This is a genomic window from Fluviicola sp., assembly GCF_029266855.1.
Lineage (GTDB): Bacteria > Bacteroidota > Bacteroidia > Flavobacteriales_D > Crocinitomicaceae > Fluviicola.
The window spans coordinates 585,338-600,304 of sequence record NZ_JAQSWB010000002.1; the positions used below are offsets into that span (position 1 = coordinate 585,338).

Annotated in this window: 13 protein-coding genes; 7 read left to right on the forward strand and 6 right to left on the reverse strand. The window is 40.4% G+C overall.

Translation table 11 applies throughout. The features are described 5' to 3' along the window. Window positions 1-90 precede the first annotated feature (90 nt). Both rlmN and K0S23_RS07965 read right to left on the reverse strand, forming a co-directional pair. Complete coding sequence (gene rlmN / locus K0S23_RS07960) at window positions 91-1,170, reverse strand: 23S rRNA (adenine(2503)-C(2))-methyltransferase RlmN (RefSeq protein WP_300355933.1); 1,080 nt, start codon at window positions 1,168-1,170, stop codon at window positions 91-93. 129 nt (window positions 1,171-1,299) lie between these two features. Continuing rightward, entirely contained in the window at window positions 1,300-3,168 is a 1,869-nt protein-coding gene (locus K0S23_RS07965; RefSeq protein WP_300355935.1) for an LTA synthase family protein, read from the reverse strand. A gap of 768 nt (window positions 3,169-3,936) precedes the next feature. Between K0S23_RS07965 and K0S23_RS07970 the strand changes: the two genes are divergently transcribed. From K0S23_RS07970 to K0S23_RS08000, 7 genes are all read left to right on the forward strand, one after another. Continuing rightward, complete coding sequence (locus tag K0S23_RS07970; protein WP_300355937.1) at window positions 3,937-4,506, forward strand: nucleotide exchange factor GrpE; 570 nt, start codon at window positions 3,937-3,939, stop codon at window positions 4,504-4,506. Window positions 4,507-4,526: 20 nt separating this feature from the next. Further along, window positions 4,527-5,639, forward strand: coding sequence for a molecular chaperone DnaJ (gene dnaJ, locus K0S23_RS07975; protein WP_300355939.1), 1,113 nt, complete (start codon window positions 4,527-4,529; stop codon window positions 5,637-5,639). Window positions 5,640-5,997: 358 nt separating this feature from the next. Continuing rightward, entirely contained in the window at window positions 5,998-6,909 is a 912-nt protein-coding gene (locus K0S23_RS07980) for a CPBP family intramembrane glutamic endopeptidase (RefSeq protein ID WP_300355941.1), read from the forward strand. 17 nt (window positions 6,910-6,926) lie between these two features. Continuing rightward, the gene (locus K0S23_RS07985) at window positions 6,927-7,850 is read left to right on the forward strand and encodes an ATP-binding cassette domain-containing protein (RefSeq protein WP_300355943.1); all 924 of its coding nucleotides are present in this window, start codon (window positions 6,927-6,929) and stop codon (window positions 7,848-7,850) included. Further along, window positions 7,840-9,129, forward strand: a complete 1,290-nt coding sequence (locus K0S23_RS07990) for an ABC transporter permease (protein ID WP_300355945.1) — start codon at window positions 7,840-7,842, stop codon at window positions 9,127-9,129. The genes K0S23_RS07985 and K0S23_RS07990 overlap by 11 nt, the downstream gene beginning before the upstream one ends. Window position 9,130: 1 nt before the next feature. After that, complete coding sequence (locus tag K0S23_RS07995) at window positions 9,131-10,024, forward strand: hypothetical protein (RefSeq protein WP_300355947.1); 894 nt, start codon at window positions 9,131-9,133, stop codon at window positions 10,022-10,024. Between the two features lie 165 nt (window positions 10,025-10,189). After that, window positions 10,190-11,362: a sigma-54 dependent transcriptional regulator gene (locus K0S23_RS08000; RefSeq protein WP_300355949.1), complete on the forward strand. Its 1,173-nt coding sequence runs from the start codon at window positions 10,190-10,192 to the stop codon at window positions 11,360-11,362. Between the two features lie 71 nt (window positions 11,363-11,433). Here K0S23_RS08000 and K0S23_RS08005 read toward each other — a convergent pair whose 3' ends face one another. The 4 genes from K0S23_RS08005 to K0S23_RS08020 all read right to left on the reverse strand — a co-directional run bounded on the left by K0S23_RS08005 (window position 11,434) and on the right by K0S23_RS08020 (window position 14,889). Beyond that, window positions 11,434-11,871 (reverse strand): hypothetical protein, encoded by a 438-nt coding sequence (locus K0S23_RS08005; RefSeq protein ID WP_300355951.1) that lies wholly within the window; start codon window positions 11,869-11,871, stop codon window positions 11,434-11,436. Window positions 11,872-11,983: 112 nt separating this feature from the next. Then, window positions 11,984-12,934, reverse strand: a complete 951-nt coding sequence (locus K0S23_RS08010; RefSeq protein WP_300355953.1) for a hypothetical protein — start codon at window positions 12,932-12,934, stop codon at window positions 11,984-11,986. Between the two features lie 3 nt (window positions 12,935-12,937). Further along, complete coding sequence (locus tag K0S23_RS08015) at window positions 12,938-13,921, reverse strand: hypothetical protein (RefSeq protein ID WP_300355955.1); 984 nt, start codon at window positions 13,919-13,921, stop codon at window positions 12,938-12,940. After that, entirely contained in the window at window positions 13,918-14,889 is a 972-nt protein-coding gene (locus K0S23_RS08020; RefSeq protein ID WP_300355957.1) for a hypothetical protein, read from the reverse strand. Before K0S23_RS08020 ends, K0S23_RS08015 begins: the two co-directional genes overlap by 4 nt. Window positions 14,890-14,967: the final 78 nt, after the last annotated feature.

Genomic DNA, 14,967 nt, shown 5'->3' on the forward strand with positions numbered 1-14,967 from the left:
CAACATTTTAAGAGGTAGGATAGAAGCTGAATCATTTAATTATCAAGTATGAGAATCTCTCTTGATAATAATTGATAATTTTTCTTGACTCTAAACAGTTTTCAAAACCCGCTTATCGATCATCTTATTCTTATTGGCTAACTGCCCACAAGCTGCATCAATGTCTTTTCCGCGGCTGCGACGAACATTTACGATGAGGTTGCACTTTTCCTCCAAAAAGCGGGCGAAATCATCCACTTTCTGACGGTCAGCCTGTCTGTATTCTCCGTCATCGATCGGGTTGTATTCAATGATGTTGATCTTGCATGGAACTATTTTCGCGAAATCGGCCAATTCCCTGGCATCTTCCAATCCGTCGTTGAAGTCCTTAAAGATGATGTATTCGAAAGTAATGCGGGAACCCGTTTTCTCGTGGAAATACAACAAGGCTTCTGAAAGTGCTTCCAGGTTGTTGCTATCGTTGATATCCATGATTTTTGAACGCTTCACATCATTTGCTGCATGAAGGGATAGTGCCAGGTTGAATTTCACCTGGTCGTCGCCCAGCTTTTTGATCATTTTGGCAATCCCGGCTGTTGAAACGGTAATGCGTTTGGGAGACATTCCCAGGCCGTTCTCATCGGTGAGAATCTCCGTGCTGCGAACCACGTTCTTGTAATTCAGCAAAGGTTCTCCCATTCCCATGTATACAACATTGGAAAGGCTGGTGTTGTACTTATCTGTTGCCAGGTTTTTCAAATAAACTACCTGGTCCACGATTTCTCCTGCACTGAGGTTGCGCATCATTTTCAGGCGGCCTGTTGCACAAAATGCACAGGATAAACTGCACCCGACCTGCGACGAGATACAAGCCGTCATCCGGGATGTTGTTGGAATGAGAACTCCTTCAATTACCTGGCTTTGTCCCTCAATTCCAAAAGCACATTTGATTGTTTTATCAACGGAAATTTGCTGATCTTCAACAGTGATGCCGTCAAAATAAAAAGCTTCCCGGAGTTTTTCCTGCAAACTTTTTCCAATGTTTGCCATGTCATTGAAATCATGAACATTTTTCTTCCAGATCCAGTCGTAAACCTGTTTTGCACGAAATGCAGGTTCGCCGAATGCAACGATGGCTGCTTTCAGTTCTTCCGGGTTTAAATTTCTGATATTGATCAATTTGGATGACATGACTTACTTCAATGAGGGTACAACGTTTGCGCCAAAGTTTGTGCCATCGCTAAAGCTATTGGCGACATGCGATCAGCGACGGCGCAAAGATACGGTACTTTTTTCTACGATCCTGGAAAAATCAAGAACTTACAATTTTTTATAATCTTCGTAAAGTGTATTTAAGAAGTAAGAGCAATTCAATTGTTCTCGTTTGAAGTCGCTTTTAGAGTAAGTATCGTCGCCGATGATTTTCTGTTCCATGTAATAAGTGAAATTCCCTTTGTCGGTTCCCCAGCCGTAACCGCGGATAATCGAATGGAAGGCAAATTGAGGAACTTTTGGGTTCATTAAGTCCTTGCTGTACGGATAACGTGCCGGTTTTCCTTTCATCTGGTAGATCAGAGTGGCTGCAATATCTGCTTGAGATCCGACTGTACTCATGCGTTTTCCGCGGTAGGATTTTTTGATTGGTTCTCCGTAAAATAAAAGAGGAACGTGATAGAATTTCCCTCTTCCCGGATCAACGATTCCCGGTGCAGCATGCCCGTGATCCGCAACAAATACAAATAAGGTGTTTTTGTACCAGGGGTATTTCTTACAGTTTTTCATGAATTCTCCCAAACATTCGTCTGCATAAACCAGTGAATTCATGAAATCGGCTTCTTCACCCGTAAAGTGTTTTCCTTTTCCTTTTGGTTGATCATAAGGAGCATGTGTACTTCCTGTAAAAGCACATTGCAGGAAGGGTTTCTTATTCTGGTTGATTTCCCGGATAAGGAATTTGTAAAGATCGCGGTCAAAGAAATTTAGCTTTCCTCTTGGCAGGTCGGAAGGGAAATCCGCTTCGTCTTTTACTACATCGAATCCATGGTCCATAAAGTAACCGCCGATGTTTCCGTATTTCAGATCTCCGCTGAAAATGTACGAACTGTGATATCCCCAGGCTTCCATGTCTTCGTTCAGACAGTGAAGTTTTCGGTGCTTTTCGGGTTGCATGGATATGGAAACTTCTGGTAAGGTATAATGACCGCTGAAAATACTGGAGTTTCCTATTTCGGAAGTTGTTCCGGTTGCATAAATATTGGTGAAGAGTACTCCTTTTTCTGTTAGTTTGTCGAAATTCGGTGTTGCCCCTTTATTCGGGCTCAAACTGCCGATTGCTTCAGCTGACCATCCTTCCAAAACAATAAACACCACATTTGGCCTGTTGTTCTCAAGAAAGTAATTGGAATGTTCTCTTGGATAACTATACCATTCTTTAACTTTCTCACGGGCTACCTTTTTGTCTACCTTGGGAATAAAGGCATCAATTTCAGAACGATTATAAAGCAGGTAGCTTTTCCCGAAGAAATAGAGTGAGTTGATGGAAATATCATTTACAACTGCTTTGTTGGAATAGCTCGCCGCATTAATATTTAACGGGACGGGTTGAAAACCGCCTCTTAAGAACATGAAAAAGAAAAATCCGGCAATGGCATAAGTAACCGGAAGTGCAATCCATTCGAACCAATGCCTGATATCTGCTTTCACAATTGGTTTTTTTGTGAAGAATTTTCTTGAAAGAAAGACGTATATCGCAAACTGGATCAGCGCATACAAAATATACCAGAAGATCATGGAATAATTTGCGGTCCGTGCTACTTCATCCGGATGTGATAAATGCATGAATACTCTGGAAGTAAGCTTGTGATTCCATTCTCCGTAAGCAACGATTTCACCTGCCTGGACTAAAACCAGGAAGACAATGAAAAGAACCAGTGAAATTCGAAACAAGCGCTTCCACCAGGTCCAATTACTGTAATAACTCATTAAACGGAACAAAAATGGAATGGTCGAAAGTACTGCTGCACTTGCTAAATCCAGGCGGAATGAATACACGAAGGTCAGTAACCATTCTCCGATACCGGCCTCTTTTAATTTCCCGAAATGATGGATTGAAAATAGAATCCGGTGTATGTCAAAACAGACAATCCAGAAAAGAAGGAGCTTAAGTGCATCACGAAAAGGACGAAGCATGCGAGTTTAAATAGGGTACAAATTTAGAGCTTATTTCTTACGATGGTGATTTTGAAGTGCTTTTTTGATTCTTCTAAAGACTTTGAACTCTCCGCAGCTAAATCCTTTGGGACGGATGAAGTCTAAGGCTCCGTCTCACTCGATCCGAAGCGATCATTTGTTTGATCTGCTTTGGTCAAGACGGAAAAGCCGAGGGACATAACGTAGTAGCATAGGTACTCCGTCTTTCAAGCATGAATGAGCCATAATTGAAGCATAGATAAGAGTCCGCCGCGGCGGACGAAGACTGAGGCTCTGTCTCACAAGACAGAATATCCGAAGGACAGCGCTAGCGGACGAAGACTGAGGCTCTGTCTCACAAGACAGAATATCCGAAGGACAGCGCTAGCGGACGAAGACTAAGGCTCCGTCTCACTCGATCCGAAGCGATCATTTGTTTGATCTGCTTTGGTCAAGACGGAAAAAGCCGAGGGACATAACGTAGTTGTAGCGTAGGTACTCCGTCTTTCAAGCATGAATGAGCCATAATTGAAGCATAAATATAGCATAGATATAGCGACGTTTGTATATTTATTTAACATTGTGAAGATGTATTTAACTACATCAACTTCTCCCTTCGTTGGCGCGAGACTCTAGCTTGTGCCATTGCCTATTAGTTTCGTAATTCGGCATTGGCAATTGGTAAAAGTGTCAGTTTCTCTGTCAGCTTGTCGCTTTCTTTGGCTGTGGCAAGGTAGTTGACTTATCTGAGTCAAAAAATTGACAATAATGGCAGAAGAAGTAGTTCAAAACGAGGAGTTTAACCAGGATTCTGATACGCAAAATCAGGATAATCAGGAGGGAACGGTGAACGAGCAGGTTGAAAACGCTGACAATTCGTCAGTAAATGCAGATGCGCCTTCAGCTGAAGATCAGATTGCGGCTTTAAATGACAAGTATTTGCGTTTGTATTCGGAGTTCGATAATTACCGTAAACGTACGAACAAAGAAAAGATCGAATTGATCTCAACTGCCAGTGCGGGTGTATTGAAAGATATGTTATCTATCATGGATGACTTTGAACGTGCGATCGCTAATAATGAAAATTCGGAAGACATTTCTGCTGTAAAGGATGGTTTCAAACTGATCCACCACAAGCTTAGAAATTTACTGGAAGGTAAAGGATTAAAACAAATGGAGGCAAAACACCAGACTTTTGATTCTGAGCTGCACGAAGCAATTGCAAATGTTCCGGCTCCGTCAGAAGATTTGAAAGGAAAGATTATTGATGACGTTGAAAAAGGGTATTACCTGAATGATAAAGTAATTCGTTTTGCAAAAGTAGTTGTAGGACAGTAAATATTTCAGACCAAAAAAACATGGATAAAAGAGATTATTACGAAGTTCTTGGCATTTCAAAAAGTGCATCGGAAGCTGAAATAAAGAAAGCTTACCGCAAAATGGCTTTGAAATATCACCCCGATAAAAACCCGGGGGATGCCGAAGCGGAAGGGAAATTTAAGGAAGCTGCTGAAGCATACGAGGTACTTTCTGATGCAAATAAAAAGGCACGTTATGATCAATACGGTCATGCCGGATTAGGCGGAAATGGCGGATTCGGTGGCGGTATGAACATGGACGATATCTTCTCTCAATTCGGGGATATTTTCGGTGGAGCTTTTGGTGGCGGAAGTTTTGGCGGTTCAAGAGGAGGAGGTCAGCGTGTAGTGCGCGGAACCAATCTTCGCGTTAAAATGAAATTGACACTGGAGGAGATAGCAGAAGGTGTTACGAAGAAGATTAAAGTCAACAAGCTGGTAAATGCTGATGGCGTAACATACAAAACGTGTGCATCTTGTAACGGAACAGGTAGAATCACGCGTGTAGCTCAAACGTTCTTAGGAGCAATGCAGACACAGTCTACGTGTAATACCTGTCAGGGTGCCGGTAAAATGATTGATCAAAAACCTTCTGATGCAGATAATCATGGATTGAAGCGACAAGAGGAGGTGATCGAAATTGAAATCCCGGCTGGGGTTGAAGAAGGGATGCAATTGAGTGTTTCCGGAAAAGGAAATGCCGGACCATTCAACGGAATCCCGGGAGACCTGATCGTTGTGATCGAAGAACAGGCACATGAAGACCTTCGAAGAGATGGTGAACACTTGCATTATGAAGCATTTATAAATTTTGTCGATGCGGTTTTAGGTGAGACAATAGAGGTGCCGACTGTGAACGGAAAAGCTAAAATTAAGGTTGAGCCGGGAACTCAAAGCGGTAAGATGCTGCGTCTCAAAGGGAAAGGTTTACCGATTCTTCAGGGCTACGGGCATGGAGATTTGTTTGTACATATTAATGTTTGGACGCCGAAAAAAGTAAGCAGGGAAGAAAAAGAAATCCTGGAGAAATTGAAGGAAAGTGAAAACTTTAAACCAAGCCCCGGACAAAATGAAAAAGGATTTTTCCAGCGAATGAAAGATATGTTTCAATAAGTAGATTGAAATCAATGAAAGTCGTCTAAGAAATTGGACGGCTTTTTTTATTTCTTGTAAAGACAGATTTCACAAAATTGAGCCATCGCACAAAAAGATCTGCGGAAATCTATCTGATTTGCATGCTGAATAATGACCATAATTAACTGTGTGAAAAGCTTGCTGGGACTGGGCTGTTCGCAATATCGCGAATTTGCAACCAGCTACTGAAATTCTGCCTTTTTGTCAACTTCCATTGAACTCCAATTTTTAGTGCATTTTTTTTCAGTTCCAAGATCAAAATAACTCCCCCAAAAAGAATTTACCGACAATCCCCCCGAAAACACCGAATAAAAATTCTTTTCATTAGATTTACCTGATGAGAAGATTTACTAGTCCGTTAGAGCCTGATATTGGGTTTAGACACTATTTACTGGGTCTTGTTGCTATTCTTATCGGTGTTTATTTTTTAGGAGCTTCTTTGATTGGTCTTCTTATTTCAACGAAGTTTCCTGCAGGCGAAATCCAGGGATCGTTTTCAGATGCTCAGAACCTGTTCTCTAAAAATGAATTCTTCGCTTTAAATATGATCCCCTTTGCATTGGGAATCTTAACAATCGCATTTTGCTCCAGGCTTATTTTTAAAAGACCATTCAGAAGTTTTTTAACTGCCCGACCAAGATTTGATTTTACCCGTTTTTTCTTTTCCTTCGGTTTGTGGTCTACCTTAATGATGGTTTCTTTTTTCATCACTTTTATTGACCTTAATCACCAGGTTCGCTGGAATTTTCAGAATGAACACTTTTTTTATCTCCTGCTCATATCGATTATTCTTGTACCGATCCAAACCGGGTTTGAAGAAATTCTTTTCAGGGGCTTTCTCCTTCAGTTGTTTGGAAAGGTCACACAAAAGGGGATTTATTTGATTGGTATCAATGCAGTTCTTTTTGCCTCGGTGCATTTAATGAATCCTGAAGTTGATACCTTGGGAGCGCCTGCAATTTTGTATTACATTCTGTCAGGAGTTTTTGCGGCATTAATTACGGTTATGGATAATGGATTGGAACTTTCCTGGGGTTTTCATTTGGCAAACAACCTCTTTGGGATTGTTATAGTGACAAATGATTGGCAGGTGATCAGGACTGATGCCTTGTTTAAAGACGTGTCTCCTCCGGGATTAGGTTGGGATATGTATGTAACCATGTTCCTGTTTTATCCGTTAATGATTCTTGTTTTTTGGTTGGTTTACCGATGGAAAAACTGGAATAAGGTACTTTTACAAAGTAAATGAATCATTTTTTTGATTAAATGTTAGAAATTCAAGAGCTTACAAAGCGCTACCAACGAAAGGCAGCAATAGATCAGGTGTCATTCAGCCTCCGGAAAGGAGAGGTTTTTGGATTGCTTGGTCCGAATGGGGCAGGTAAAACAACACTTATCCGGATTATTAATAAAATAATCGAACAGGATTCCGGAACGATCCGGTTTAATGGAGATTTGTTGCAGCAAAAGCATTTGGCCCATATTGGTTATTTACCGGAAGAAAGAGGTTTGTATAAGCAAATGACGGTGGAAGCTCATGCTCATTTTTTAGGTGCTTTACGCGGAATGAGTAAAAGTGAAATCAATACTTCCCTGGATTACTGGCTAAATAAATTCAATTGTCTGGATTGGCGAAAGAAACGGATTCAGGAACTTTCCAAGGGAATGGCACAGAAAATCCAGTTCATTTACGCGATTTTACATGAACCTGATCTGCTGATTTTGGATGAACCTTTTTCAGGTTTTGACCCGGTAAATATTGAATTGATAAAAGCCGAACTGCAGGAAATGAAATTGAAAGGAAAAACCATTTTGATTTCAACGCATAATATGCAGAGTGTAGAGGAAATTTGTGATCGGGTGGTGTTAATTCATCAGTCCAAAAAAGTATTGGAAGGACGTGTGAGCGAAATCCGGGAGAAGCAAAAAACCGGGGAATACGCGGTGAAATTCAGGGGGAATATGATTGCCTTTGTCAACGCCCTTTGGATTGGATTTGAACTCATAGATAAAGAAATTTTAGGCGATGACCGTTTTATTGCACGGGTGAAAATGCGAGGAGATAATTCGTTTGAAGATTTATTGAAGACCCTAATTGGCCAGGTGAAGATCGAAGCAGCCTGGGAAGTTTTACCAAGTATGAATGAAGTGTTTATTTCAACTGTAACAGCAGGCAACGATGAGAAATAGTTGGATAATTGCAATGCGCGAATTGCGCGAACGACTGGGAAGCCGCTCATTTTTATTGATGGCCATCTTAGGCCCATTGGTGGTTCTTACGTTTACCTACCTGATCTTCCAGTTCGGAGGAAAGGAACAGCAAAAATGGCATGTATTGATTGTAGATCCTGCAAATGTGATGGAACACAAGATCATGTCGGGGGAAGATCCGAATATTGAGTATTCGTTTGCTACGAATTATATTGAGATCGAACAGTTCGCTGAAGACAAACGCTTTACTCCGTATGACGCAATGGTGGAGGTAAACGAAAAGATTCTTTCCAATAAATCCTGTTTCTTATTTTACCGCGAAAAACCGTCGTTCAATATGTCGGTCAATATTCGCTACCAGGTTGAAAGACGCCTGGAGGAAGTTCTTGCAAAGGAATTCACGGATTTGTCTGTGTCCGACTTCAGGAAAATAAAACAGCCCCTGAATTTTGCTTTCAGAAATGTCTATGACCCGAATGATGTAAAGAGTGATTTGTCAGGATGGGTTGGTTTATTCTTCGGAGCAGTGATCTTTGTCTTTATCTTCCTGTTCGGAATGACGATATTACGCTCGGTGTCCCGCGAAAAGACGAATCGGGTGGTGGAAATTTTGTTGGCAACAGTGAAACCACGTTCCTTAATGCTTGGAAAGATTCTAGGTATCGGTATAAGTGCTTTTATCCAGGTGTTTTTGTGGGTATTGATCATTGGTCTGGGCTTATACTTTATGCGTGAAACTATTTTCGTGGATATTTATGATGCGTCCAATCAGATCGAAGGGCAGGTGAGTGACTATAACCAGTTCGTGGAGTTGGTATTTGACCGGGTTCAGTTTGGAGTGATGTTGTTTTATTTCTCACTCTTTTTTGCTTGCGGATATTTATTCTACGGTGCGTTTTTTGCTGCATTGGGAGCAATTTCCGGTTCTGAATCCGACGGACAACAATTCCTCGTTCCCCTTATCCTGATACTTTGTTTTGCATTGTACGCCGGTTATTTCGCCCTGGAAAACCCTGATAGTCCGTGGACTACATTCTTACTGTATTTCCCGTTTACAGCACCTGTTGTTGCAATGGTAAAATTATCCATCGGATTTACGGATGGAGATGCATATCAATTGTTTGTTTCACTATTTTTATTACTGATAAGCTCAGTTGGTGTGATTGCAATAGCAGCACGATTATTCAAAAATGGTCTGCTTCAGTTTGGTCATACCCTGCGATTTAAAAATATTATTCTTTGGTTGAAAAGCAAGTAAAATGCGTGTAGCCGTTATTGATCTGGGGACAAATACCTTTAATCTTCTCGTTGCGGATGTACATTCCACCGGGTTTGATATTGTACATAATTCGAAAGAAGGTGTCGCTCTGGGAATGGGGGGGATCAATGAAGGACGGATTTCTGGAGAGGCAATGGAGCGGGCATTTCGTGCTTTTGAAAAATTCAAAGGGATTTGTAATGGCTTAAACGTTGCAACGATTACCGGGATTGGTACTTCAGCTGTCAGAGATGCTGATAATAACGAAGAATTCCTCAGTGAAATAAAAAAGCGTTTCGGTATTGAAATTGAGATCGTGGATGGATTGGAGGAAGCGGAACTGATTTATCAGGGTGTGAGCTGGTCTTACCATTTCGAAAAGACCTCACTTATTATGGATATCGGTGGTGGAAGTACAGAGTTTATCCGCATTGAATCCGGTAGGGAATTGGAGTTTCTGAGCGCAAATATTGGAGTTTCAAGAGCAATTCAATTATTTCAATTGGAAGATCCCCTGTCTAAAGAAAATCAAAAGGAACTGATCTCCTGGTTTGAAGAAAATGCAGGAGAGCTCAAACATTTTTCTGCCTGCGACGTACTTGTCGGAGCTTCCGGAAGTTTTGAGACTTTTTATGAAATGGTTCACGAGGAAGAATTCCCTAATAAACTGGAAAATATCCGGCTTTCAAGAGAGGAACTGATGGCTACTTTGAATTGGATCATTGAATCAACCTTTGAACAAAGAGAAAACCATCCGTTTATTATTCCGATCAGGAGAAAAATGGCCCCGATCGCTGCATTAAAGACCAAATGGATCGTCGAAAAATTCGAAATAAAAGAAATCGTAATCTCGCCCTGCTCCCTGAAAGAAGGAGTCCTAAGAAGATTCTTCTGAGAATTACGAATTCCTGATGATTTAAAGGGAAACAAAATTTATGATCGATGCTTTGTAAGTTGAGTAACCTAATTTTAGATCCAGCCGAAACATACGCTATTAATTCGTAATTAGGCATTCGTAATTCGTAATTTAATAGCTATTTTCGTTCACCAATAAAAACACATGGCAAAGATTTTAATCATTGATGATGAGCGTGCTATTCGCAGGGCATTGCGTGAAATTCTGGAATTTGAAGATTTCCAGGTAGACGAAGCTGAGAATGGAGTAGAGGGACTTGAAAAAGCCAAAAACACCTTATACGATATTATTTTTTGCGATATAAAAATGCCTCAAATGGATGGCATGGAAGTTTTGGACGCATTAATTGCTCAAAAGATCGAGACACCGGTTATTATGATCTCAGGACACGGGAACATTGAAACGGCTGTGGATGCAATTAAAAAAGGAGCTTTCGACTTTATTGAAAAACCATTGGACTTAAACCGTATTCTGGTTACAATCAGAAATGCAAAGGACCGTGTGGTTTTGGTTGAAGAAACAAAACAGCTGAAAACCACTGTCCGCAAGTTCAAAGGATCATCTATCATTGGTGAAACGGAAGGAATCTTCAAGATCAAGGAAATGATTGAGAAAGTGGCCCCTTCTGATGCGCGTGTTCTCATTACGGGGGCAAACGGTTCGGGGAAAGAATTGGTGGCACGTTCGCTTCACGATCTTTCCAACCGGAGAAAAATGCCATTTGTGGAAGTAAATTGTGCGGCTATTCCAAGCGAATTGATAGAAAGTGAATTATTTGGGCATGAGAAAGGCGCATTTACCTCTGCTGTAAAGGATAAAAAGGGAAAATTCGAACTGGCTTCGGGTGGAACGCTTTTCCTGGATGAGATCGGGGATATGAGTGCTTCGGCCCAGGCAAAAGTACTAAGAGCTTTACAGGAGAATGTTATTCAGCGCGTAGGCAGCGAGCGGGATATTAAAATTGATGCTCGTGTTGTAGCTGCAACCAATAAAGATCTAAGCCTGGAAATTGCTGAAGGGCGCTTCAGAGAAGATTTATATCACCGTTTGGCAGTGATTTTAATTCACGTTCCTTCATTAAATGAACGCCGTGACGATATCCCGATGCTTGCAGAACACTTTATCGCCTTGGTTTGCAATGAACACGGGATTCCGAAGAAAGAGTTTACAGAGGATGCACTGCTTGAATTACAGCAAACCGATTGGACAGGAAATATCAGGGAACTAAGAAATATTGTGGAACGTTTGGTGATTCTGTGTGGCAATAAAATTACGGGAGATGATGTGAAAATGTTCGCAAATCCGAAAAAGAAATAGCAGGAACGCAATATAAAAAGTAGGGCCGCGATACTTCGCGGCCCTACTTTTTATTCAAATTTAAATTCAAATTATTTTTTCATTTCCTTAGCTCCCATTTTCATCAGGGCATAAGTGAATTCACACCCTTTCTTTGCTTTCAGGGTAGTTAAGATCTTCTCGATTACTTCTTCTTCTGATTCTGAAGTGTATACCTTATCGTATTTTTTCTCCAAATCTTTCGAGCAAGTCTCCATATCTTTTCCAAGATCGATCATTGCCTGCGCATCTGCCATTCCGGTTTTTAAATCTTTCATCATAACCTCTGTCATAGCAGCTTGCATATCTGTTCCGTCTTTTTCAGACTTGATGATAGCATCTTTCATGTTGTCGGAAATTCCGTCAGAAGATTTGTTTACACAATCGCACATGTCTGTTGCCATTGCATCGTAATCAGCATCATTTGCCATGTTACAGGAAGTAACAAGAACCGCACTTGAAACCGTAAGTAATAGTAATAATTTTTTCATCCTTTATTTTTTTCTTTAAAACTAACCAAAATAATTTAATGGAAAATGTAGAATTGATAAGTGTGAAAGCATAATTGATAATCGACAAGAAATTGCGTTGGGGCTATTCTGATCAATTCGCCATAGCTGATCCCAATAATTCAATTCCTCCCCACTCAAGAACATCAAATCCGTCTCGGTTGAGTTTCTGTAAAACTTGCGGCTTTTGTATTTGCGGCTTTAGATTATCTGTATTCGACCAAATCATGTAAACCCGGTTTAGATGCAGGGGTTTCGGTTCAATATTCAAACTTGCGAACTCGTTACAGGCATCGTTCAGTATAAATTGGATCATTACTTCTTCGTGTTGTTGAAGCTGCGGGCCCCAGAAAGTGATGAAATCCGCTTTTTCCTTATCGTTGAAACCCAACTCGGATAAATAGTTTTCCAATGAGGTAACAATAGTTGATCTGGTAAGAATAAAACCACCCAGTTTTGGGTCAAACGTGTTAAAGTTTTGTTCCGATTCCCAGAATAGATACGGATAACGTGTTCCGGAGATATCAATAGAACCGTCAGGATGCGCAGTGCCTCTCCAGCCCCCGGAATATTCCGGATAAGAGAAGGTCAGATTGCCTTTTGGTTTTAATTGCACGGAAAGCTCGGTGTCTTTTTCGGGATAAAGGTATATAACTGGTTTCTTGACTGGTCTCATTTCATTTTGATCTTTAAAATGAAGTGAAATGATCGTGATTTGGCCTTCTTTTATTTCGATGCTGTCGGTCTCTATCTCCTGGAAATTTTGGTCGTAGAAAAACTGAAAAACACTCTTTTGTGGTTTTCGGATGATGACGCATTCATTTTTGTCGTTGAGTTTAATCGTTTCATCACTTCCGTTGATGCCGAATTTCAATTTTCTTATCGGATTATAATCCGAATCGAATTCACAGATAATTTTGATCCTGCTGCCCATGCGGCTTAGATGATTATCCTTTTCATAATGAACAAAATAATCAGGGATCCATTCAGGTCTATTGGCAAACAGATTGCTGCTGACTAATAAAAAAAAGAGTAGTGTGCGCATAATTTATAAATTTGATTGAATTTCAATTCCTCCCCATTCTACCAGGTAGTTATTGGTTCGGTTAACAGGTTTTAGCTTGGTTAATTTCAAGGGAAGTGTCTCGTCCTTAAGATCGTTGATTTCTTTAAAAATGATATAAACCCGGTTTTGAGTGAATCCATTCGAAATGTCAAGGGAAGCGATATCCTGAATGGCTTCATTTTGAATCCACAATACCTCAACATAATTCATTTTTTGCATGCGGGGCCCCCAATAGGTAATGAAATCTGCCTTTTCCTTTGCATTAAATCCTAAGTGATCCAAATTTGCTGAAAGGTATGCAGTTGTTTGTTCTCCAATTAGTTGGTCGGCATCTTCCCAGTTCAATTTTAAACGTTCTGCAGACAGCTGTGCATCCCAAAACAAGTAGGGATAATTTGTGCCATTCATTTGAATGATGCCGCTCTTACTTGCGGTTCCTTTCCATTCATCCTGATAGGCCGGATAAGTGAATTGCAGTTCAGCATCTGTTCTGATCTTTAAAGTGAATGCTTCTTCTGTTTCACTATACAGGTAAATAACCGGTTTTTCTAACATGATCTGTCTGCCGGAGTTATTATAGGATTCTTTAAAGTTTAACCCGATTTCATAGTAATGTCCACCGGTCAATTCTTTTTCGAAATGAAGTTCTTCAAAATTTGCGTTCAGGAAGAATGATAAGGAGTGTTTTCCTTTTGGCAAGAGGAAGTTAAAGCTTCGCTTCTTATCGGTAACGGTATACTTTTTCATTTTTCCATCGATCTTTACCTGGATAACCGCAGCATGCTGGTTCAGCATTAACTGATTGTAGTGATCCGTCACATTAAAAACCAGTCTTACACTGTCCTGATGAATAGATTTGGAAAGGCTGTCTTTGATTACCCAAACGGATGGATAAGATTCTTTCAAACCGGAAAATCCGTATAAAGGAAGGGACAGAGAAATTAATAAAATCAATTTTTGAATCATAATGCGGTGTTTTTTAGTTCAAATCCTCCCCATTCCAATAAATTGAATCCCTCGCGTTTAAAAGCAGGAAGGTCAATTGGATGAAGAAAAGGTGTCAGGGTTTCGTTCCATTCGGAGAAGCCAATATAAAGCCGGTTGATCGTTTCGGGCTTTGGATCGCACTGGATCGTTGCAAATTGATTACAATCTTCCTGCAGGAAAAATTGAATAAAAACGGTTTCGTATTCAGTTAAACGAGGTCCCCAGTAAGTAATGAAATCGGTTTTTTCAGTAGGAGTCAAACCTGCTCTTGAAAGTTGTTTTTCCAGGAACGGAATCACTTCCTGCTTAGATATGCGGTAACCATTGGATTGGTCTTTTAACTTGAAATCTTGCTTCGAATCCCAAAAAAGGTAAGGGTAAATTTGTTTGTTTATCTCGATTTCTCCGTTTGGATAAAGTGTTCCTTTCCACTGGTCAGTGTAAGGCGGGTATGTAAAAGTGAAATCATTCGTGGGATTTACCCGTAAAGAAAAATCGAGTTTAACGGGAGTCTGCAGGTAAATAACCGGTTTGTCAACTTCGATCATCAGGTTTTCAGAAATAAAACTGATTTGTGCATCATTTGTCGTCTGATTCTCAATCAGGATCGTATCACTAATTACCTCGTCATAACCAGGCCCCGGCCAGAATTTGAAAATGGTTTTTCCTGCCTTGATCTGGATCGTACGTGTGTAGCCCGGAGCAAGAATAAAGGTGTCCGCCACTTCATTGATCGAATAATAAATGATAGTTTCATAACCTTTTGGGATTTCGCTGAAATTTATGCTGCTGAAATGAAGTGTGATTTTTGCTTCTCCGTTTTTGATAGCCGTGTTTTTAGCCGTGTTATATATATAAAAACCGGGAATGGATTTTCGTTGTTCGAAAGCTTTTATCGGGAACGCTATTCCGATCAATACTAATAAGAGTAAGGAAATGATTTTCATGATTCGATATTAGAACAATTAGCTATACATTCCAAATTCAGTTTCGTTCATAAAGGGTTGAAATCAGAAATAACGATA